A 21,698-nucleotide genomic window follows, 5' to 3' on the forward strand; every position below is an offset into this window, starting at 1 on the left:
ACGACAGCTTGGGCAATTTGGGATGTCGAATTCGATTGGCCCATGAGGTCCCTTCTGTGATGGTATGAGATAATCGGACAGCGGAACGTGACAACAGATGTCACGAGGGCGCGAGCGTTCGTGGGAAATACTCCGACAGGAAGTTCACCAAGCTGGATATAATCTTTACACCTTCGGCATCTTGCTCATGTCCATATACAATACATTCCACCGGTGACCATCCAAATCCGCGAAGCCGGCACCGTACATCCAACCGTGGTCAGTGGGCTTACCAAAGATGGAGCCACCAGCCTTAATCACCTTTGTTATCATTTCATCCACTTCTCCCTCACTATCTGCACCGATGGTGAGCAACACTTCTGTGCCCTGCGTTGTATCTGCAATTTTGGTTCCGATGAAACGTTCGAATGAAGAGTTTACAGAATGCCCGCGTGTCTTCACTTTGGTCGAGAATGTGGATTATTCGTGAATCTGTATCCACGGATATATCGACCGAGATTACTGGATACGAAGGATCGGAAAAGACCATTTTCATGTTGTATGCCCCCTTGTATATTAAGAGCAGCTACCGATTTGGTTTACATAAAACCAGATTAAATAGTTACTCTTATAAATTTCTGTTCCTTGAAAATTAGTAGGTGGAGGATGTAGCCCAAGCGTAAGCGCGGGAGCCGTAAGGAGTCCATCCACCGTGACCATCAACTCAGAACACAGACTGCTTGCGACCTTGGGCTGACCTTGGGACAATAGCCTTAGGTGTTTACCAAGGGAATGTTCCAATGCCCCCCGTTGCCCCTTATTTAAGGGTGTCTTCCGAATTGAGAGTGTTCCCCTGGCCCCATGGAATAGACCTACACGCTGACTGTTTCCCGGTCAGTCATCCCTCCTGCCAGCAGAGGGAGGCTCGTGCACCGATGACGCCCGGTGTATTCCAATAGCTCGCAAGGCTGTCGTTCATGGGTTTCCCAGGGTCATCCCAAGGCCGTAGACATCTGCATCCCAGCCGAAGTCCAACGGTAATATGTCAAGTTCCTGAAACTCGAAAAATGGAAATTTTGTTGGACCAAATTACCGTGAGTCAGTGAAAAAGACAGCACTAAAGAAACCCAGTCTGAGTTTGTTCCTCGAACTGGAACTGTTACCAAAGGATGATAAGGAGGCGATTATTGCTTCTCCGTATTCACCTTCCTTCTAGGCGTGTAGATTTGGTCGTTGCGTAGCAGCACATCGACCAGACGTACAAGTTTTCTTGCGGTTAAGACGAGGGCTCTTTTATGTTGGTGCTTTGGCACCTCAGCGAATTTCTTCTGGTAGTAATTCTGAAATTCTGGATCATGTCGTTTTACCGAGTTGGCGGCTTCAACAAGGTAATAGCGGAGGAACCGGTTACCAGATTTGATTCGCTTAGTATCTTCGGCTTCAAATTTACCGGATTGGTGTTTACGCCACGTGAGACCCGCATACTTTGCAACGGCGGCTTGGTCTTTAAACCGGTGAATGTCGCCGATCTCGGCAAGAATGCCGGCGCAGTAAACGCGTCCAATGCCGGGAATGGTCTCCAGCGTGTTCGGGATGCCGTCCAGCAGTCGCGCGATAGCTTGGTCAATCTGTTTGATCTGTTGCTTGATAGTTCGTATAGACTCGATGGAAGTAGCAAGCAGGATGTCAATCGTATCCTCTACACATTTGGAGAGGCGGTATGAGGAACGGGCGGCCTTCTGAATGCACTTGGCGACCTTCTCCGGATTAGGGAAACGATTCTTGCCTTTCTCTTTTAGGTAATCTGCAAGATCCGCCAGTTCCATGGATCCGATTTCATCAAGACTATACTGCTCCAGCAACAACTCGGTGATGGCATGACCGAAGACATCGCTTTCCACCTCGCTGGTAAAAGCGCTGCATTTGAAGAACAGGTGTTGCAAAAAGTACTGCTTTTCACGCGTCAGATTATGCACGAGATGAAATCTCATGCGAGTAAGGCGCTGTAAAGCAATGTATTGTTCTTGCAGTACCACGGTCATCGGCAGTCGTCCGAAACGCAGCCGGTCAGCGATAATCCAGGCATCAATATAATCGGTCTTGTCCAGGTCGGGGTAAGCCTCCTGAACTTACTAATGAGCTTGGGATTGATGGTAAACACTTTGGTGCCGCGTTTTTGTAACGAGTTATCTTCGTGCAAAAACATGGCGGGATGCCAACTGTACACGGATGTGGATTCAAGTCCGACGTGGATTTCCTTGGATTTTTCCTTATCTGCTAGGGACAGAAGCTTGTCCCGCAAACGGGAAGCCCCATCGTGGTTATTCGTGACTGTGAAGGAATCCAGTGTGTCACCAACGATGTTCATGGCGCAGACTTTTAAGTCTTCAGAGCTAACGTCAATACCGACGAATAATTTCAAGGTTATCCCTCCCTTCTGAATTAGGGATTTGGGGAATTGGACTCTTCGGGACGCCCCCAGCGCGCTCGCAGATCAATCACCCTCGCATATGAGAACTTCCTTCGATCCATGAGCCGCCTCGAATCTGCTACTTTCGAGCATGGGTTGCCAAAGGGAACAGCCAACGGGTTAGAAGTACACGCGAGTGCTGGGGAAACAGACTTTAGACGTAGTCGAGCTACAGGAGATGAACGAATTTCCCCAAATGACCCAAGGATCATTGTCTGGGAACATCACGAAGAGTCCAAGACCCAATTGCGATTTATTAAGTTTTCAAGGAGGCCTGTTTTCGGGCGGACCCCGACTTCCGCTCCTCGCCCTCCGGGCTGTGGTGCGGGTTCGGCTACTTGCTCCATCTAAAAACAATTTTTTACTGGAAATTCTTCAAAAAGAAGAATCGAAAAATACTATACGAGGAGGTGATACCATGCCCTCTCCGTTATTTGTCGGAATTGATGTAAGCAGCGAAGCCAACGTGGTTTGCTGTTTGACGCGGGACGATGAGAAACGACCAGTGAGTCGATTCACTGTTACCAACAATCGTCCCGGTATTTTAGAGTTTCAGGAGCGCATCACCAAGCTGGCGAAACAGCTCCAGTCTGAAGAGATTCTTTTCGGCCTCGAACATACGGGCTGTTTCTCAACTCATGCCGCCATGTATCTGCAACGTCACTTGGACTTCGGCGTTCCGCGTAAGGTGTACGTCTTTAATCTCAGCCTCATCCGGGAGTTTAAGAAGTCTCATTTCCTGAGCGCCCCCAAGAACGACAGAGTGGATGCCTGGTTCATCGCAGCCAAGCTTCGGACAGGCCTTCTCCCGCATCCGTTTACGTGGAGCGAACCGCTCATGGCGCTGCAACGTCTGACACGTACTCGCTATCACCTGATGCAGGACCTGACTCGGGAAAGCAATTTCCTCATGACGAACCTGTTTCTCAAGTTCAGTGACTATACCATCACTGGACCCTTTCGTAGAAACAAGCTCTCTGCCACGTCATTGGCCGTCATGGAGGAATTTGAATCCGCCGAGGAAATCGCTGAGATGTCCTTGGATCGTCTCATTGACTTCCTTGTCGAGCATGGCAAGAATCGTTTCGAAAACCCCGAGGCAGTCGCTCAGGCCTTGCAGAAGGCCGCTCGCTCCTCGTACCGGTTGCCGCAGTCGATGTCGGACTCGGTGAATCTCGCGATGGCGTCCAGCATTCGCATGATTCGCACGGCACAAGAGCAGCTTAAGGCGCTGCGTAAAGGCATCGAGGACCACTTGGCGACGATCCCGCAAACGCTCGATTCCATTCCCGGTATCGGTCCCATTTTCGCTTCTGGCAATGTGGCTGAACTGGACGTTAGCCAGTTCAAGAGGGGGTAGGGCCGACATTTTAACGAAAATATACGCTAAGACATTTATTGGATCGTAAAAACCAATATTCTTTACTCTAAGCATGTTTGTGTAGATTTAGAGATGAAGAAACGCGGTTGTGAATATACCGCGTTCCGTGTATTTATACACTTTTCAGTGAAGGGGCTTCTGTCGCTATCGCACCCGTTAGCGACAGAACGTTTAGTCAAAAGTTTGGATATAAGCTCCGTTATGAAATACAGGAACTACGTGGCTAACATTGAGTTCACTTGCGATGCTAACATCCTCTGGGAAGCCCTTTTCTGCTAATTCACGACCAGATGAACATTCTATCAAAATCTTTTGTATGTCATGCTCTGCATGTCGAAATGCACTTACAGCAATCTTGGCTTCTGGTGAAAGAAGTGATTGGTCAAATTGACTTAGAATTGCTCCAGCCCCAATCAAATCTTCAATAGCTGGACGTAAGACGCCATTCGACCATTGTTCACCACATGCAATAACACTTATGACGCTATCTGGATAACGTTCTTGTATAAAACTTGAAACAGCGAACCCATTCCGTATACACCCAGCAATCGTAATTACATTCGACTCTTTAGCGATAACAGTGCAGGTTGAACCGTTCGGAGAAGGTAGCACAATATATAGTGGACCCAAGAATCCGGACACCAGATAGGAGGACAGTTGGGTTACACTATGCCTATGAAAAAACAGTACACACCCGAGTTCAAAGCCAAAGTCGTCCAAGAGATTCTAAAAGAGGAAAAAACCATGGCGCAGATTGCTTCGGAGTACGGTGTTCACCCGGTGCAATTGAGCCAGTGGAAGAAAGTCGCCCTAGAGAACATGTCCAGCTTGTTCGTAGATGAACGGAAGGCGGTCAAAGAACAGAAGGCACAGGAGCAGAAAATCGAACGACTCTACGCCAAGGTCGGTCAACTCACCACTCAACTGGAGTGGCTAAAAAAAGAGTGGCATCAATCCGGACAAGGAGTGAGCGTACGTCCATGGTGGAGCGAGAGAACGAAAAGGTTCCCCTGCGTACCCAAGCTCATCTCCTGAGCCTAAGCCGATCCAGCCTCTATTATAAGCCCGTGCAGCCGTCGGAAGATGAGGTAAGACTGAAGCATCAGATCGATGAAATATACACTGCACACCCGACTTATGGCAGCCGTAAAATCGTGCACATGTTGCGACGTGAAGGTTGGGAAGTAAACCGGAAGCGTGTACAGCGCTGCATGCGGGAGATGGGCATCGAAGCAATTTATCCAGGCCCAAACCTGAGCAAACGCAACCTGAAGCACAAGATTTACCCGTACTTGTTGCGCAATGTGACACCAAGTTATCCGAATCACGTCTGGGGAATCGACATTACCTATATCCGCCTCAAACACGGATGGATGTACCTGGTAGCGGTGATTGACTGGTACTCACGCTATGTCGTGAGCTGGCAATTGGATGACACCCTTGAAATGCCATTCGTTCTGACTGCAGTCCGCTCAGCCTTACGCCAAGCCAAACCAGTGATTTGGAACAGCGACCAAGGTAGCCATTTCACCAGCGACCAATACACAAACCTGCTCAAAGAAGCTGGGGTCCAAATCAGTATGGACGGCAAAAACAGGGCACTCGACAACATCATCACCGAGCGCTTCTGGAGGACGTTGAAGTATGACCACGTCTATCTACAAGAGTACAACAGCCCAAAGGAAGCCAGACAACAGATTGGCAAATTCATTAATGAGTACAACTACGACCGCCCACACCAATCACTCGGATATCTGACACCGGCTGAAATCTATTTCCAAGAGGGTCGAAATGCATTACACCCTCCCAATGCTATCTGAAAAATCAGTAATAAGACTTCATAACTTAAACTAAAAAATCAGTGTCTTGACAAAGGGGTCCACCTTAATACGGGTTTGTGGTGAGAGCGAGAATAAAGAACCTGGAGAAAGCGATGGAGACTCGCCACGTTTACCAGCTAAAACGGCATCGACTGACTCAGCATATGTTCTGGCAGATTCGTCTTTGTACCGATATGGAAATACGGTAACTCCTTTTGACACTGCAACTTCAACACAAGTTGTAAACGATAAAACATCAATGATGACTACTACACTTGATAATGGAGCTAGTCGACGTACACCTTCTGCTCCCCATTCAAATCGAACGGGGTATTGAGTTTGATTAAAAACATCTTCGTTAATATTTACGACCTCCTTTTACATAGTACGGCTCTTGCGTATTCCTGCCCGCAATAAGGGAGCCGATGCCTGCGTCGCATAAGCCCCCGTTTGTTTAATAACCAGAATTTTACTAACGGTTTTATGCCTCAGTTTTGTTATTCCTTTTCATGGATGACTTTCATGGCACGATACTCGTCGTCAGGCTTTACGTAAATCTCATAGTACGTTATTTGCGTGTCCCTTGAAGAATACCCCATACCTGTTGGTAGGTTGGGGTTAAAAGGTGATTTGGTTCGAAAGGATATACCCTCGTTTTGCAACTTGTTCGCAACTCGAAAGTAATCATCTTGATTTGTTGCGATATAAACGTTGACCCACTTGGAAAACAGGTTCTTGAACCAAGACATTATTGGAACCCCCTAAAAGGTACGTCCGCACGCTCTTCTCTCCAAAACATACCATAAAATAAGCTATGCTCACTATTAAACACTCCTGCCCTCATGTGCAATAAACCAGATGCCGTTGGCTCGTATGTTATTTCCATCCCTGCTATTCGTATTTCTTCAGTTCTTGACCCCTTCAGTTCAAATACATCAATTATCTTTTCCGTCGAATTATCCAGGCGTTTTCCGCTTTATCAAAACCAACCTTTGGATAATATGTCATCGCCGTAGGAGCGGATAACAACAACAGCGACACTTGGTCGGTTAAACGCATTTGTGTTTGGTGTATCAGCTCTTTTCCGACGCCACTATGTTGATATTCCTTGTCAACGGCTAAATCGGACAAGTAACAGCAGTAACAGAAATCAGTAAGTGAACGAGCAATCCCGACTAATTTCCCTTCGTCCCACGCTGTAATAATAAGGTTTCCGTGATCAATCATTTTTTGAATACGTTCAACATCGTCAGTTGGTCTATTAATCCCAGATCGTTTGAAAACATCCGCAACTTCTTGCCCAGTCACTGGTGCGTTAAAACGATATTCAATAGAAGACATATCGGACTCTCTCCTTAATATTTCTACATGTATTTTCCGATTCCACCGTATCACGATCTTGAACATAACTGCCCAATAGCGACATTACTGGTGTCGTCGCAAAACTGAATATTTATGCAAGATCAACGAGTGGCTGTAAGTACTGATTCCACCACAAAATCCGAAGACCCTTAAAATTTATATACGATATACTGGGGTCTGCTCACGAAACGGAAAAAATAGCACGCTAAGGCCAACGTAAGCCAAGCCGCGATTCGTGAGTTGCTTCTTGCACATTCGCCACCGAATGTGCGCCACGGGGAGGCGGTAGTCGTATTGGGGATATTTTGTGCAATAGGGCACTAAAAGACAGATAAAGTCCCTATTCATGAAAAAAGAGGGACTTTATCAATCGTTTTTAGGGTGGCAATATACCTTGATGATCCGAGAGCACCTTAAATCTGATTAGACTCCCATGCCGCCGGGGCGGCACCAGCAGAAGGATGAAAATGCCTTTGTGTTGAATGATTTTTTGGTGGCTGGCGAAGGCAGGTCGTCACTCCTTGGTGCCTCGAGCCCGCTGATTAGACTGACTACGACGACCAGGTGCACCACAGAATGTCGCTCTCCTCCTCGGAGAAGCACGCAGGATAGAATGATCCGTTATGGTCGTTGCACCAGCCCTTCAATATTACCAGTCCATCAGGAAGGATTGGCATGGATGTCGTATACGAACGTTGTTGCGGCCTCGATGTGCACAAGAAGACGGTGGTCGCCTGTGTGCTGACGCCGGAGGCCAAGGAGATTCGCACGTTCTCCACGATGACGGAGGATCTCCTGGAGATGGTTGACTGGTTAGGACAACATGAATGCACGCATGTTGCTATGGAAAGCACAGCTTCATTCTGGAAGCCAATCTACAACCTTCTGGAGTCGGCGGACTGTCAAGTGCTTGTGGTGAACGCCAAGCACATGAAGAACGTTCCGGGCCGTAAGACCGATGTGAAGGATGCCGAATGGATCGCCGGATTGCTCCGCCACGGGCTGTTGCAAGCCAGTTACATCCCCAACCGTGAACAACGGGAACTACGAGAACTCATTCGCTACCGCCGAAGTCTCATTGACGAGCGGGCAAGAGAGGTGAATCGGGTTCAAAAGGTGTTGGAAGGTGCCAACATCAAGCTTTCTGCAGTGGCCAGCAATACACTTGGCAAATCTGGGCGGGCGATGTTGGAAGCAATGATCCACGGAGAAGAAGACCCGGAGGTATTGTCAGGGTTAGCCAAAGGCCGGATGAAGGCGAAGAAGGCCGATTTGCACAAGGCACTGAATGGGCTTATGGGCTCCCACCAACGAATGATGCTGGCAGCCCAATTACGTCACATCGATTACTTGGATGAAGAGATTGCCCGGCTGGATGAAGAAGTCAAGGAGCGCATGCTCCCTTTTGAAGAAGACCTGGAGCTAGTGGACACCATCCCCGGTGTCGGTCGACGAACAGCAGAACAAATTCTGGCTGAAATTGGGACAGACATGACCCAATTTCCGTCTGCTGCCCATTTATGCTCTTGGGCAGGACTGGCTCCAGGGAACAATGAAAGCGCCGGGAAACGAAAGTCGGGGAAAACACGCAAAGGGAATCAAAAACTCAGAGCAGCGCTGGTGGAAGCAGCACGCGCAGCGGCGAGAACGAAGCAGACTTATCTCTCTGCCCAGTACCATCGAATTGCAGCTCGAAGAGGCAAAAACCGTGCAGCAGTTGCAGTGGCCCACAGCATCTTAACCATCGTGTATTACGTGTTACAGCGACGTCAACCTTATATTGAACTCGGCCCAACATATTACGAAGCACGCAAGAAAGACGCAGTCGTAAAGCAGGCGATCCGGAAGTTGCAATCACTCGGGTTGGAGGTCACCGTAAAACCTGTTGCATAAATGATCTCCAGACATCACAGAGTTCCTTTTAAAACCCATCTTGTGGTGGGCTTATTTCAGTATGTCGTTTTACCCTGGTCATCGCTCAATTATTTTCAGGATAGAGCGTCAAAGCTTGCCGGTTCTAAGTCCGGGTGACCCGTTTATAGGGCACAATCATCCACCATATTCAACCATGCTTCAATTTCACCAATCACCGATTGTACGCAGCCCGTGTCAAACGGAGAAATTAAGTTCGCTTCCTTGACCAACTCTGTAAATGACAGGCTGCCGCCTAGCTTGCACAAGTGTAGGTAGTCTGCCCATGCTTGCTCCCTATTTTCATTTGACCGCTTCCAGAATTGAAAGGCACAAATTTGCGCTAAGGAGTAGTCAATGAAGTAGAACGGATAATGATAGATGTGCAACTGATGTTGCCAGAACCCACCGTTTTCTAAAAACTCATTGCCTTCATAGTTCCGGTGTGGCAGATATTTGCGTTCAATCTCGCGCCACGCTTGTTTACGCTCTTGTGGCGTCGCCTCTGGATGCGCGTATACGAAGTGTTGAAATTCATCGACAGATACCAAATACGGAATTAATAACAAGGCATCGCTCAAGTGCATAAACTTGAACTTCTCTGTCTCATGCTCGAAGAACAGTTCCATCCATGGCCACGTGAAAAATTCCATACTCATTGAGTGAATTTCGCACGCTTCCAATGTGGGGAAATCGGCGTATTCCGGCACACCAAACCGACTCGAATATATCTGGAATGCATGACCTGCTTCGTGGGTTAAAGTGGTGACATCATCAAATGTTCCATTAAAGTTCGAAAAGATAAATGGCGCCTCATACTCGGCAAACGGTTCGCAATAGCCACCGCCTCTTTTACCCTTCTTGGCGACCAAATCCATCAACTCGTTCTTCTGCATAAATGTGAAGAACTCGTCTGTCTCAGGCGAAAGTTCACGGTACATTTGCTCGCCGCGCTGAACAATCCAGTCCGAGTCTCCCTGTGGGTAAGGATTACCTGTTGCGAATCCGAATCCTTCGTCATAATAACGAAGTGTATCGACACCAATGCGGCGCGCTTGACGCTCCCTTAGCTTCGTTGCTACCGGAACAATCAATTCTTTAACTTGCTGGCGAAACTTTGCCACCATCTCGCTGTTATAATCGGTTCGTCCCAGCCTGGCATAGCCAAGTTCGATAAAGTTATCATAGCCAAGCTTTTTTGCAATGCGCGTGCGAACCTGCACCAGACGATCATAGATTTCATCCAGCTTGTCTGCATGCTCTTGAAAGAAAGCCCACTTGGCTTCGCTGGCACGTTTCCGTAATTCCCTGTCGGGAGAAGCTGTGTATGGGATTAGTTGGGAAAAATTGCACTCTTCACCGTCAAACAAAATCTGTGCAGAGGACATCAATTTCGCATATTCACTGACGAGCGCGTTTTCTTCCTGTAAGTCAGGCACTACTTCCGGTGAAAATGTCTTTAAGGTCATCTCCGCAATGCGGAATAGTTGTTTCCCCCATTTTTGCTCCAATTGCGTACGATAAGGTGAACTCGTTATTGCACGATAGTACTCGTTAACCAACCCATCAATGCGGGGACTGTTTTGATCCCAAAAATCTTGTTCCGATTTGTAAAATTCGTCGTTTGTATTGATCGTGTGTCGAACGTGTACGATCATGCCAAGTGTAGACAACTTGATCCGCAAACGATTGATCTGGGCCATCACCTCAACCTGGGCCGCAAAGCTTGACGCTTCTGTAAATGCTTGCACCAGTGATCGAAATTCCGCTTCCATCGCATCTATGTCTGGACGTGCATAAGGATATTCGGTAAATTTCACCTTCATCGCTTCCCCTTTTCTCATGATACAACATTGGATTACAACCCCTTGATCATAACAAGCCCGAGCTCCGAGCTTCTTGTACATAGCTGCCTATTCGTGACACAACAACGGGGTGAGATGTCAAATTAAAGTATGCTAAGGAGACGTTATGTCGCTAAACTGCCCTTTAGGTCGAGAACGATTGTGATGTTTTTGTCCCGATTAGCCGAGAAACGATGCCTGTGTAATCACGAATTTTTCCTGTAGGAATCGAGTTCAAAATATCGCATTGCTTGTCGGAGTACCAATGAAGCGATTATCCATTCCCCGACCGCCTCCAACTGTGTAACTCCGCCTCCCCAATCGCGGTACACCGACTGATACCCAGAAAAAATCATATAAACATATTCTCCAACCATAAAACTTATCAGGTACAACACAGACAAACTCCAGTAAACTATCCTCTTTCGCGACTGCGGAATATGAGTTGATATGGTTTTCCAAAACATAAACCAACTAATTCCAATCGGAAGCAAAATGCCTTCAATAATGAACAGAACAAGTCCGAATCCCCAGGTATAGCGAACTACATGCCACAGCCAAGCAGTGATCAGTTGGAAAATCACGAAGCAAATTAGTTGTGTAAAAAACACTTTTCCCATCCATCTTCCCATATAAGTGCCCCCATTCTTATTACAACCAATCATTCATTAGCTAGACACACTATTCAGTTAACCTGCCCGCTAGCGCAGTAACAGATTGGAATTAATACTGTATATTTATGTATTCGTCAGACCAAGTCCTTCTGGGACATTCGCCCCCTTTAGCGCAATAAGGGCACCCATGCGTTTCTCGTATGAGCGCCCTTTGATCAAATATAGATGCTTCGTATTTTTCAACAAAGGGTTTTGGTATTTTTTCAAAGTGAAGTCTCAAAAGCGTTAAATTGTAATGAACAGTAGTACGAAAGAAATTATGCCAAGCAGCAAAATCATAGACATGTCCTTAAAGGAGTCTTTAACACGTAGATGTGTGATGATGCCGCCAATAGCTGTAACACCGAGTACCAAAGCCCCTGCAATAACAAAGTCTTTATGCCAAAAACCTATGATCAGCAGTGCTGCGCCGATGAGTTCTACCAAGCCGGTAACAACCCGAAACCACTGAGGTAATCGCCAGTGTTCAAACCCCTCTCGATGCATTTTCGAACCTGCAACCTTTCCGAATCCAGCCATCAAGAACATTAAAATTAAAATGGCTTCCAAGACCCAACGTAGAATTGTCATTTGAACTTCCTCCTATTCATTAAATACAATTGGCATTTGCCTAATGAATTCATTATTTCTTGCGATGTCGTACATACATCTAGCGACGTTTTCTCGTGATACACCCATCTTGGCTTTTGTATCTCCCAGTGAAATGGAGTAGCCTTGACCACTGTGCTTTACATTTGGGTTAACAATGCGAACAACGGTCCAATCCAATGTGGTATCTTTCATAATCTGCTCGATACTTTTCATTTCTTGATAGCCCGTTGGAAATAGAAGTTTTGCCATAATGCCAGGTAGGACTGTGCTAACTTGTCTATTATCCTCCTTCGCTTTTACCGTCGGTGTACCTGACCGTGTGGCGCGGCTTCCTTCCACAATTTTAAATCTGCATCACTTGGTTTCTTCCACTCAGGCGGGTCAATCCAAGATTCAAAGGAGAAGTTCGGACGGTCCTTTGCTTGCTCGATATCTGATCCTATCCTGAAAATAATTGAGCGATGACCAGGGTAAAACGACATACTGAAATAAGCCCACCACAAGATGGGTTTTAAAAGGAACTCTGTGATGTCTGGAGATCATTTATGCAACAGGTTTTACGGTGACCTCCAACCCGAGTGATTGCAACTTCCGGATCGCCTGCTTTACGACTGCGTCTTTCTTGCGTGCTTCGTAATATGTTGGGCCGAGTTCAATATAAGGCTGACGTCGCTGTAACACGTAATACACGATGGTTAAGATGCTGTGGGCCACTGCAACTGCTGCACGGTTTTTGCCTCTTCGAGCTGCAATTCGATGGTACTGGGCAGAGAGATAAGTCTGCTTCGTTCTCGCCGCTGCGCGTGCTGCTTCCACCAGCGCTGCTCTGAGTTTTTGATTCCCTTTGCGTGTTTTCCCCGACTTTCGTTTCCCGGCGCTTTCATTGTTCCCTGGAGCCAGTCCTGCCCAAGAGCATAAATGGGCAGCAGACGGAAATTGGGTCATGTCTGTCCCAATTTCAGCCAGAATTTGTTCTGCTGTTCGTCGACCGACACCGGGGATGGTGTCCACTAGCTCCAGGTCTTCTTCAAAAGGGAGCATGCGCTCCTTGACTTCTTCATCCAGCCGGGCAATCTCTTCATCTAAGTAATCGATGTGACGTAATTGGGCTGCCAGCATCATTCGTTGGTGGGAGCCCATAAGCCCATTCAGTGCCTTGTGCAAATCGGCCTTCTTCGCCTTCATCCGGCCTTTGGCTAACCCTGACAATACCTCCGGGTCTTCTTCTCCGTGGATCATTGCTTCCAACATCGCCCGCCCAGATTTGCCAAGTGTATTGCTGGCCACTGCAGAAAGCTTGATGTTGGCACCTTCCAACACCTTTTGAACCCGATTCACCTCTCTTGCCCGCTCGTCAATGAGACTTCGGCGGTAGCGAATGAGTTCTCGTAGTTCCCGTTGTTCACGGTTGGGGATGTAACTGGCTTGCAACAGCCCGTGGCGGAGCAATCCGGCGATCCATTCGGCATCCTTCACATCGGTCTTACGGCCCGGAACGTTCTTCATGTGCTTGGCGTTCACCACAAGCACTTGACAGTCCGCCGACTCCAGAAGGTTGTAGATTGGCTTCCAGATGAAGCTGTGCTTTCCATAGCAACATGCGTGCATTCATGTTGTCCTAACCAGTCAACCATCTCCAGGAGATCCTCCGTCATCGTGGAGAACGTGCGAATCTCCTTGGCCTCCGGCGTCAGCACACAGGCGACCACCGTCTTCTTGTGCACATCGAGGCCGCAACAACGTTCGTATACGACATCCATGCCAATCCTTCCTGATGGACTGGTAATATTGAAGGGCTGGTGCAACGACCATAACGGATCATTCCATCCTGCGTGCTTCTCCGAGGAGGAGAGCGACATTCTGTGGTGCACCTGGTCGTCGTAGTCAGTCTAATCAGCGGGCTCGAGGCACCAAGGAGTGACGACCTGCCTTCGCCAGCCACCAAAAAATCATTCAACACAAAGGCATTTTCATCCTTCTGCTGGTGCCGCCCCGGCGGCATGGGAGTCTAATAACTCTTGCACGTATTGGCTTGAAATTAGGACACGAACCTTACCGCGTAGACCTCGGATAATATTCTTGTAGGCTTCGGCATTCTTCCCCGACACGTCGCCACCGAACTCATTGATGATACTGGCGGCCGCACGACGAAGCATAGTTCGTTCTGATTCACTGATTTTTGGCCAAACTACACGGCGAATCCAATCCGCTCTAGCTTCTGTAATGGGCGTGTCTGATTGACCTCTGATTGCCAAATCACTGACCAATTGAACCCTGGTGGCTTCATAGAAAAGCTCATCCATTCGCACGAGATAGTTGTCGTACCATCCGATCATGTCGATTTCTACCTGGTTGCCTTCCGAATCAAAACCATGCAAGTATTTGTACAACTGCAAGGAGTCTGTAGTGGCTTGCGCAGCCATCGTGTCAAAGAACGCGTCACCCTTACCTTTGTCATCGGTCTGCTCATTTAAAACGATATTGACGTTACTAATGATAGCGTCAATGTCGTTACCGGAAAGAGGGTTAAATCGGATGTTGGTACCCTTTCCATCCACCTGTCCATCGATGATGTGTATTCGGCGAACAGTAAGACCAAGGGATTCTGCGTACTTTTCTACAGACGGTTCTGGTTGCGGAGATATCCAAACGATATTCGCCATCGTCCCTTGTGAGATTGCCTCAAGGTCTTGAAATATCATCGGCTTCATCGTCATGAAAGTTTTACCGGAACCAATAGGTCCGATAATCCCCATATTGAGAAAACGATCTTTTGCTTCCATCACAACACGTCTACCAGCTCCGTTGCTTGCCCCCGGAAGCCCCGGCTCTGCTTCACCAATACCTACCCCAAGCGTGACATTCGGGAATGTATAGGTGTCCCCTTTTCCTCCTCTATAGATTGGAGAGGCAAAGTAGACCCATAGACGGTTAAGCACGTATCCAATCGAATACCCTGATGATTTAACTGCCCCGTAAAAGAGCGCCCCGGCCAGTGCGAGAATGATGAGCACGATCATGACCCCGTCGTTAAACCCATGAACTTGCATAATCGGAATGGCAGAAGGCTTGTCCTTACCAGATATCATCGGCATCGTGATCCAATTGGACTTCCCTTTCGTTCGGTTCATGGCATGATTCACGACGTTGCCCAGTGCGTAAAGGCCGTAACCAATCCCTCCGACCAGTGAAAGAGCGAATAGAAAGCGTGCCATACGCCATATTGACGAAAGTATCATTAGGATTACTAGGGCTGGTATCAATAAGAACACTGGGTGATGAACAAACATCGCCATTGAGAACGTAAAGTGCGGCATCGGGAGTTTTGGTTTCAACTTCGTTTCCTCCCCTATTCCATCAACTCAGCGAGTAACAGTTGAATGAGATGTCTATCATCCAGATTTTCCGTTACGGCACTGTGTCCAAGAACACCCAATTGCATTTCAACCGTTCCAGTTGTGATTGGAGCGTAACGACCAACCAAATCCTCATTCTTACGCAGTATCTGTACAGTGAACCTGTCTCCACGCTGTTTCGCTTCGATCCCAATCGGCCTAAACTCAAGTTCATGACCTGCAAACGAGACTTTAAGGCTATTTTCAACCCGAGTAAGGCTCCATACACGTTCAATCGATGCATCTGCATACTTTGCTAGCCGTGATTGGAGTGGCTTAAGCAATGTCTCGACTTTAGAAAACAGTTCTTCGCAGAGCAAAGGGAAATGTTCTTTTGCGAGGGCTTCCCACTCATCCTGTTCCTGCTGTTCACGGACTCTGGATTCCACTTCGTCGAACAAGGAATCTAATGCTAATGTCCTCAATGCTTAGACGCTCCTTTCAGTTCATCGATGTACCGAGATTGGATATAGGGCTTTTCTGCGATGGTCTTTGGCACACACAAATACAAGCGATCCATAGCCCTAGTCATTCCAACGTAAAATAGTCTCGTTTCTTCCTCGATGTTGCCTTCATCAACTGCTCGTTGGTACGGAATGAAACCATCCACCAAGTTCGCAATAAGTATGCGTCAAATTCTTCACACCTAGCGAGGATACCGGATTCCTGAAAGAATACAGTTAAAACTTTCAAGGAGGGCTTCGTTATGACCAAAAAAGAATTGGCAGAATTACGAGAAACGTGGCGTGAACGCGTAGCTGCATTCCGGGATAGCGGTCTGAGTGGCGCAGCGTGGTGCGCTGAGCAAGGCATAAAAGAACATCAATTGTGGTATTGGGTAAGTCGCTTTCGTGAAAAATCCCCGAAACCGTCCGTTTCGACTGACTTTCTACCCGTGCAGGTTCATGAGTCCATTGCCAATCTCCCTCTGCTCGTCCGGGTTGGCTCCGTTGCCATTGAAGTACACCCGGGATACGACGCCCAACTGTTGCGTGACCTGGTTGAGACACTCACGGGCTCATGCTGAACCATGTCGGTACAGAACAGCGCGTCTATCTTGCGTGTGGTGTCACGGACATGCGGAAGAGTATCGATGGATTGGCGGCCTTGGTGCAAACGCAATTCCAGTTAGACCCGTTCTCCCAATGTGTCTTCGTTTTTTGCAATCGTCAGCGGGACAAATTGAAGATTCTGTATTGGCAGTATAACGGATTCTGGTTATTGTATCGCCGGTTGGAACGAGGCCGATTTGAGTGGCCCAACTCGTCTCAGGACAAGACGCTTGTCATTAGCCAACGCCAGTTGAATTGGTTGCTGGATGGATTGTCTCTCAACCAGCAGAAAGCTCATCCCAAGGTGGCGGCGCAAAAGGTCGTCTGAGTGCCTGAAAGGCAGGCATGGATTTTGAAACAAAAAGTTATTGGAACCCTTGATATGACAAGGATTTCGGGGTGTGTTCGTCGAAGAGATAACTATGGAAAATACGTCTTCAGAAACCATCGAACAAGTTGAAGTTCTACAACAGCGCTGCACTTCCTTGGAACAGGAGAACGCCGAATTAAAACAGCAAGTGAACTTGCTGCTTGAACAACGGCGTCTGGATCGGCAAAAGCGTTTCGGGGCATCCAGCGAGCGGTCTGACGCTGAGCAGATGCGGTTGTTCAATGAGCCAGAGACGGCGTCGGATGAAGAGCCAGAAATAGAAGAGCCTTTGGTTGATACGGCGACACGCAAGCCACGCAGGAAACAACCTGGACAGCGGGAAGCCATGCTGGCGAACCTCCCTGTTGAGCGGATGGAATACCGCCTGCCAGAGGCAGAGCGCGTGTGCCCGTGTTGTGGCGGCCCCTTGCACGAGATGAGTGCGGAGGTACACCGGGAACTCAAACATATTCCGGCACAGACGGTCGTCGTTGAACGTGTGCGATACATCTACGGGTGTCGACCGTGTGAGAAAAATGAGATTCACCCGCCCGTGGTCAAGGCGGACATGCCGCGCTCGGCGTTTCCCGGGAGTCTGGCGTCGGCATCCATGGTGTCTTATATCATGAGTAAGAAGTTTGTGGAAGGCATGCCTTTGTACCGACAGGAGCAGCAATTCACCCGACAGGACATATCGCTTTCTCGTCAGACGCTGGCGAATTGGGTGGTAGTCGGAGCTACGCGTTGGCTGAGCCTCATATTCGACAGGCTTCATGAGGAATTGCTTGCCCGACATTATTTACATGCAGATGAGACAACACTGCAGGTACTACACGAACCCGGACGGGCGGCCAATTCAAAATCGTATATGTGGCTGTACCGAGGACGTGATGGACCGCCGATTGTGCTGTATGACTATCAAGAGAGTCGGTCGAAGGAGCATCCGAAGACGTTCCTCCGAGGGTTCAAGGGGTACCTGCATGTAGACGGATATGCCGGATACCACGACGTGGAGAACGCGACACTGGTAGGGTGCTGGTCTCATGCGCGGCGCGGTTTCAATGACGCCCTTCAATCGCTGCCGAGCGCCGAACAGAAAAAAACTTCGGCTGCACGGACTGGGCTTCAATATTGTAATGAGTTATTCAAGATTGAACGTGGGTTGAAGGACGCCACACCGGAAGAACGTCGAGCAGGCCGAGAAAAGCAAAGTCGACCCGTGCTCGATGCTTTTTCAGCATGGTTGCATGAGCAGAGTCCACTTGTGCTGCCAAAGAGTGTTTTAGGCAAAGCCATTACGTATTGCATGAACCAATGGAGCAAACTCATTGTGTTTCTAGAAGACGGGAACCTGGAACTGGATAACAACCGGAGTGAGCGGTCTATCAAGCCTTTTGTGATCGGCCGCAAGGCGTGGATGTTCAGTAATACACCACGTGGTGCGAGAGCAAGTGCCATTACTTATAGTTTGGTAGAGACGGCGAAAGAGAATGGTTTAGATCCGCGCCTATATCTGGAGTATCTGTTTGAGCGGCTACCAAACATCCAAATGGATGACGAGCATGTCGTAGACGCTTTGCTGCCGTGGTCCGAAGAGTTGCCAGAGGAGATACGAAAACGAAAGACAAGAGCATAGAAGATCAACATCCCCGCCAGCGACGCTGCGGGGATTCATTATATCCGATTATGAACAAACGTGGTTCGTGCACAAGGTGTGCCGGGTTTGACGTTCACCGCAATAAAAACGGTTCCAAACTCAAGTCCTTTGCTTTGGTGTATCGACATAAAACGAACTGCATCATCCTTTGGTTCCTTTGCTTGTTGAAGCACGTATTCAACGTGCTGCAGGAAGGCTTGAAGTGTTGGAAAACGAGAACATGTCCTACGGAGTACGTCCAGCCATACCTCTCCCGGCTCCGTTTTAACGAGGTCTGGATAAACTTCACCGAGCTTGTTTAAGAAGATCATTGGACTGTCGAGATCCAAGAATTGACCAAGAGAATCGATATAGTCCGCGTAATCCGGGTGACTGTTGAGTACCCCCATCCCTTCAACCTGAACTCGCTCAATTGCCGCTCGGCTGAGATTCCCTTTTGGACTCTTCAACGCCACAATAAGGTTGTCCATATCAGGTATTTCATCCCGATTGAGCCTATCGAGTAGTCTCATGTATGCAAGAATGGGCTTTGCTTTATGACCCTCAAAAAAGTGCGTTCCATCCGTCAGTTCATATGGCACATGTTTCTCGTATAACACTTCTTCAAACGGGACGGATTCTTGGTTTGTACGGTATAACACCGCGAAATCTGACCACTTCAACTCAGGGAACGCAGTACGAAGTGACGTAATTGTGTTTACGACACGTTCAGCTTGGTCGAATTCATCCTGTGCATGCAGCATACGTACGGGTTCCCCACCCTTACGGTTCGCTATCACCCTTTTTGACATTTGACGTTTGTTCAATGCGATAACTCGGTTAGAGGCTAAGATTACTGGTTCCCGTGATCGATAGTTTCTCTCGAGAAGAATCGTTTTCGCATCCGGATAGTATCTAGCAAATGATGAGTTCCGGCCTAGCCCCTCTAAATCCATATATGGACTGGAAGTCATCCCCAACTACCAACAAATTGTGATGTGGTTCAGCCAGTTTCCGTATTAAATCCCATTGAACCAAGTTCACGTCCTGGAACTCATCTACCGAAATGTGTGTAAAACGTGATTGCATCTTTTGGGCAAAATTAGCATCAGTACGTAAAAACTCATTAGCTTTGAGTAACAAGTCATCAAAATCCAGCATTTTGCGGGCCTTTTTCAGGTCTTCGTATGCCCTGTAAACCTGGCGTACGATCGGGTCTTCGACTTGTTCTGGCCGTTGTTTCGAGTTCTTAGCCTTACCGATGGCGAGCATGGCATCTTCCACGTTAAGTTCCTTTGAGAACCCGGTACCGTACCGATTCACTGTGCTTTTCGGCCCCAACACGACTTCAAACATCCATTCCGTTTTCGATACGAGTTTCCAGCCCTCCATTTTTGGCATGACCATTCGAAGTGCTAGGCCATGGATAGTCGAGACGACAACCGGCTTAGCACGCGGGCCTATATCACGAACGATCCGCTCGCCCATTTCCTTGGTTGCCTTACGAGTGAAGGTGCAACAGAGAATTCGGTTTGGTGGTACGCCAGCCTTTATGAGCTCGGCTACGCGGGTCACGAGCATAGAAGTCTTACCACTACCGGCGCCTGCAACAACGACACACGGTCCGTCGACGTGCATGGCTGCTTCACGCTGTGCCTCGTTTAAATCCTCCAATTTCGGCATAAATAAATCACCCCGATTCTCATGGTGCACGAAAATCGGGGTGATTTTGGGAAGAAAGTGTTCCAGTTTAATGATTACTGACAGAAGGTATCCCTTTTACTTCACGATGTAGTACCTTCAATATCGCTTCATCTATCCGTTCTTTCATTTCTTTAACTACTTTTTCCATTACTTCCTGCAACACTCGTTCTACGATATCATCAACGATATCTGGTAGCGCCTTGGCAATGGCTGCTTCGACTGCGGACGAAAAGATACGGAAAACGTTTCTAATCCTTCTTTCGTGAACGTTGCAGCGATTTTTTCCCGTTCTTGATAACTGTTTCGGTTTGGTTGACGTGGCTCACGTTGATTTCCTCGTTCTTCAGGTTCAATGAAAGGTGGTAAATTTACCCGAGGGGGTTGCCCCTGAGTCCAAGACATTTATTCACTCTCCTATACTTTTGGGGTGCCGAATTCTGCAACACATTCTCTATGTCACGCATCCGCACGAGACGCAGCCTGCTCTTCCATCGCTATCCGTAAATCAGAATCAAGTTCAGTCATGTTCTGGAGCGCCCAATTGAAATAGCTGACCGGTATTTCGTCCATACGCATTCCTTTGTGCTTGCCAAACGGCATGACCTCGATCGGTATCGGCGACGCAGCATATTCGATGAGTTCCTCAACCTGGTCTGTTTTTGCAATGTGCTTGCGATAAGAGGCTAGTTGGCGGTAACACGTGCGCGGTAACCAAAGTGTCCCCTGCCGCACTGTGAGCTGCTTCCGCTTCAATATCCAAGTTCATCCAGTACCTCAAGACCTGATTACTATGTGCCGGCGCATCCGGCCATAAATGCCTTGCTAATCGATACGAACATACCCACGGTTGACCCGTTTCAGGAATCATTGCGCGGTCAAATTGGGCGTTGTGCGCTACGATAACGGCATCTTCGAGGTAGCCCATAACGGTAGGCCAAACCTCTTCAAAAAGCGGCTTATCGGCAACGTGCTTAAGTGTTATATGGTGCACTGCCGAGGCAGTAGGAGGAATATCCCTATTAGGATGTATTAACGTGTTGTACAGTGGCTTAATACCATTGCGTGAGACTTCTACGAGTGATATGTCTACGACCTTATCGACCGCTGGGTCAATACCGGTCGTTTCCGTGTCGAGGACCACGAACCGTGTGTCTTGGATTCGCAAAACAAAACCTCATTCCTTGCACAACTTACAAAGGAATTCGACACCATAAAGGAAAACTCCTATTTGCTTACAGTACGGTGACCGTGTTGAATTGTGTCCTTACCAGTGACGTGCTGCGGGCCAGAATTGGGCTTGCTACAAGTCATTTTTATCGTCCTCCGTGTGATCGTTAATACCTAACGTAAGCTGAAAATTTCCCGATAACGTGCTTTTGGCGAGAGAGTAATTTTCAACTAAAGCTATTACATTACCACCACTAGTTGCGTAGCCGATTGTCTTGTAATTTGAATCTTGTATAGCCACTCGTTTTGTTTTCATGTTATATCCCATTATCTCTCAAATTA

General features: G+C 48.0%; 21 protein-coding genes and 2 pseudogenes. 6 read left to right on the forward strand and 17 right to left on the reverse strand.

Going from position 1 to position 21,698, the window contains the following annotated elements; all coding sequences use genetic code 11:
- Window positions 1-165: 165 nt before the first annotated feature.
- Window positions 166-441: a VOC family protein gene (locus NZD86_RS17005; protein ID WP_268043246.1), complete on the reverse strand. Its 276-nt coding sequence runs from the start codon at window positions 439-441 to the stop codon at window positions 166-168.
- 722 nt (window positions 442-1,163) lie between these two features.
- Window positions 1,164-2,401, reverse strand: a pseudogene (locus tag NZD86_RS17010) (IS110 family RNA-guided transposase).
- Between the two features lie 466 nt (window positions 2,402-2,867).
- Here NZD86_RS17010 and NZD86_RS17015 point away from each other — a divergent pair.
- Entirely contained in the window at window positions 2,868-3,809 is a 942-nt protein-coding gene (locus NZD86_RS17015) for an IS110 family transposase (RefSeq protein WP_268043248.1), read from the forward strand.
- A 192-nt stretch (window positions 3,810-4,001) separates the two neighbouring features.
- Here NZD86_RS17015 and NZD86_RS17020 read toward each other — a convergent pair whose 3' ends face one another.
- A complete protein-coding gene (locus tag NZD86_RS17020) occupies window positions 4,002-4,460 on the reverse strand; it encodes a 2-phosphosulfolactate phosphatase (protein ID WP_268043249.1) in 459 nt (152 codons plus the stop codon).
- A 39-nt stretch (window positions 4,461-4,499) separates the two neighbouring features.
- On the opposite strand from NZD86_RS17020, the gene NZD86_RS17025 reads away from it, so the two are divergent.
- Window positions 4,500-5,650, forward strand: a protein-coding gene (locus NZD86_RS17025) for an IS3 family transposase (protein ID WP_407655237.1) whose coding sequence is annotated in 2 segments (ribosomal slippage) — window positions 4,500-4,776 and window positions 4,776-5,650 — 1,152 coding nt in all. Because the reading frame shifts where the segments join, the coding sequence is not laid out codon by codon here.
- A gap of 497 nt (window positions 5,651-6,147) precedes the next feature.
- Here the strand turns inward: NZD86_RS17025 and NZD86_RS17030 are convergent.
- The gene (locus NZD86_RS17030; RefSeq protein ID WP_268043250.1) at window positions 6,148-6,399 is read right to left on the reverse strand and encodes a putative signal transducing protein; all 252 of its coding nucleotides are present in this window, start codon (window positions 6,397-6,399) and stop codon (window positions 6,148-6,150) included.
- 190 nt (window positions 6,400-6,589) lie between these two features.
- The gene (locus NZD86_RS17035) at window positions 6,590-6,991 is read right to left on the reverse strand and encodes a GNAT family N-acetyltransferase (RefSeq protein ID WP_268043251.1); all 402 of its coding nucleotides are present in this window, start codon (window positions 6,989-6,991) and stop codon (window positions 6,590-6,592) included.
- Between the two features lie 696 nt (window positions 6,992-7,687).
- Here NZD86_RS17035 and NZD86_RS17040 point away from each other — a divergent pair.
- Window positions 7,688-8,905 carry an IS110 family RNA-guided transposase gene (locus tag NZD86_RS17040; RefSeq protein ID WP_268042741.1) on the forward strand — a complete coding sequence of 406 codons (1,218 nt, stop codon included), beginning with the start codon at window positions 7,688-7,690 and terminating at the stop codon, window positions 8,903-8,905.
- 143 nt (window positions 8,906-9,048) lie between these two features.
- Here NZD86_RS17040 and NZD86_RS17045 read toward each other — a convergent pair whose 3' ends face one another.
- The 8 genes and pseudogenes from NZD86_RS17045 to NZD86_RS17080 form a co-directional block, all read right to left on the reverse strand.
- Window positions 9,049-10,743 carry a M3 family oligoendopeptidase gene (locus NZD86_RS17045; RefSeq protein WP_268043252.1) on the reverse strand — a complete coding sequence of 565 codons (1,695 nt, stop codon included), beginning with the start codon at window positions 10,741-10,743 and terminating at the stop codon, window positions 9,049-9,051.
- A gap of 230 nt (window positions 10,744-10,973) precedes the next feature.
- Window positions 10,974-11,399 carry a hypothetical protein gene (locus NZD86_RS17050; protein WP_268043253.1) on the reverse strand — a complete coding sequence of 142 codons (426 nt, stop codon included), beginning with the start codon at window positions 11,397-11,399 and terminating at the stop codon, window positions 10,974-10,976.
- 267 nt (window positions 11,400-11,666) lie between these two features.
- A complete protein-coding gene (locus NZD86_RS17055) occupies window positions 11,667-12,011 on the reverse strand; it encodes a DoxX family protein (protein WP_268043254.1) in 345 nt (114 codons plus the stop codon).
- Window positions 12,012-12,023: 12 nt separating this feature from the next.
- Window positions 12,024-12,371 (reverse strand): NAD(P)H-binding protein, encoded by a 348-nt coding sequence (locus NZD86_RS17060; protein ID WP_268043255.1) that lies wholly within the window; start codon window positions 12,369-12,371, stop codon window positions 12,024-12,026.
- Window positions 12,372-12,575: 204 nt separating this feature from the next.
- Window positions 12,576-13,891, reverse strand: a pseudogene (locus tag NZD86_RS17065) (IS110 family RNA-guided transposase).
- Between the two features lie 111 nt (window positions 13,892-14,002).
- Window positions 14,003-15,367, reverse strand: a complete 1,365-nt coding sequence (locus NZD86_RS17070; protein ID WP_268043256.1) for a type IV secretory system conjugative DNA transfer family protein — start codon at window positions 15,365-15,367, stop codon at window positions 14,003-14,005.
- A gap of 14 nt (window positions 15,368-15,381) precedes the next feature.
- Window positions 15,382-15,852 (reverse strand): hypothetical protein, encoded by a 471-nt coding sequence (locus NZD86_RS17075; protein ID WP_268043258.1) that lies wholly within the window; start codon window positions 15,850-15,852, stop codon window positions 15,382-15,384.
- Entirely contained in the window at window positions 15,849-16,055 is a 207-nt protein-coding gene (locus tag NZD86_RS17080) for a 3'-5' exonuclease (RefSeq protein WP_326492677.1), read from the reverse strand. The genes NZD86_RS17075 and NZD86_RS17080 overlap by 4 nt, the downstream gene beginning before the upstream one ends.
- A gap of 78 nt (window positions 16,056-16,133) precedes the next feature.
- On the opposite strand from NZD86_RS17080, the gene tnpA reads away from it, so the two are divergent.
- The 3 genes from tnpA (at window position 16,134) to tnpC (ending at window position 18,485) form a co-directional block, all read left to right on the forward strand.
- Entirely contained in the window at window positions 16,134-16,454 is a 321-nt protein-coding gene (gene tnpA, locus NZD86_RS17085; RefSeq protein ID WP_268042949.1) for an IS66 family insertion sequence element accessory protein TnpA, read from the forward strand.
- Window positions 16,448-16,807, forward strand: coding sequence for an IS66 family insertion sequence element accessory protein TnpB (tnpB, locus tag NZD86_RS17090; RefSeq protein ID WP_268043260.1), 360 nt, complete (start codon window positions 16,448-16,450; stop codon window positions 16,805-16,807). Before tnpA ends, tnpB begins: the two co-directional genes overlap by 7 nt.
- 88 nt (window positions 16,808-16,895) lie before the next feature.
- Window positions 16,896-18,485 carry an IS66 family transposase gene (gene tnpC / locus NZD86_RS17095; RefSeq protein WP_268046914.1) on the forward strand — a complete coding sequence of 530 codons (1,590 nt, stop codon included), beginning with the start codon at window positions 16,896-16,898 and terminating at the stop codon, window positions 18,483-18,485.
- 38 nt (window positions 18,486-18,523) lie between these two features.
- On the opposite strand, the gene NZD86_RS17100 is transcribed toward tnpC, so the two are convergent.
- The 4 genes from NZD86_RS17100 to NZD86_RS17115 all read right to left on the reverse strand — a co-directional run bounded on the left by NZD86_RS17100 (window position 18,524) and on the right by NZD86_RS17115 (window position 21,330).
- The gene (locus tag NZD86_RS17100; RefSeq protein WP_326492581.1) at window positions 18,524-19,459 is read right to left on the reverse strand and encodes an ATP-dependent helicase; all 936 of its coding nucleotides are present in this window, start codon (window positions 19,457-19,459) and stop codon (window positions 18,524-18,526) included.
- On the reverse strand, window positions 19,401-20,168 hold the full coding sequence (locus NZD86_RS17105; RefSeq protein WP_268043262.1) for an ATP-dependent helicase: 768 nt from the start codon (window positions 20,166-20,168) through the stop codon (window positions 19,401-19,403). The genes NZD86_RS17100 and NZD86_RS17105 overlap by 59 nt, the downstream gene beginning before the upstream one ends.
- Before the next feature lie 477 nt (window positions 20,169-20,645).
- Window positions 20,646-20,942 carry a putative quorum-sensing-regulated virulence factor gene (locus NZD86_RS17110; RefSeq protein WP_268043263.1) on the reverse strand — a complete coding sequence of 99 codons (297 nt, stop codon included), beginning with the start codon at window positions 20,940-20,942 and terminating at the stop codon, window positions 20,646-20,648.
- A complete protein-coding gene (locus tag NZD86_RS17115) occupies window positions 20,833-21,330 on the reverse strand; it encodes a 3'-5' exonuclease (RefSeq protein WP_268046915.1) in 498 nt (165 codons plus the stop codon). The genes NZD86_RS17110 and NZD86_RS17115 overlap by 110 nt, the downstream gene beginning before the upstream one ends.
- Window positions 21,331-21,698: the final 368 nt, after the last annotated feature.

The organism is Alicyclobacillus dauci (assembly GCF_026651605.1).
Lineage (GTDB): Bacteria > Bacillota > Bacilli > Alicyclobacillales > Alicyclobacillaceae > Alicyclobacillus > Alicyclobacillus dauci.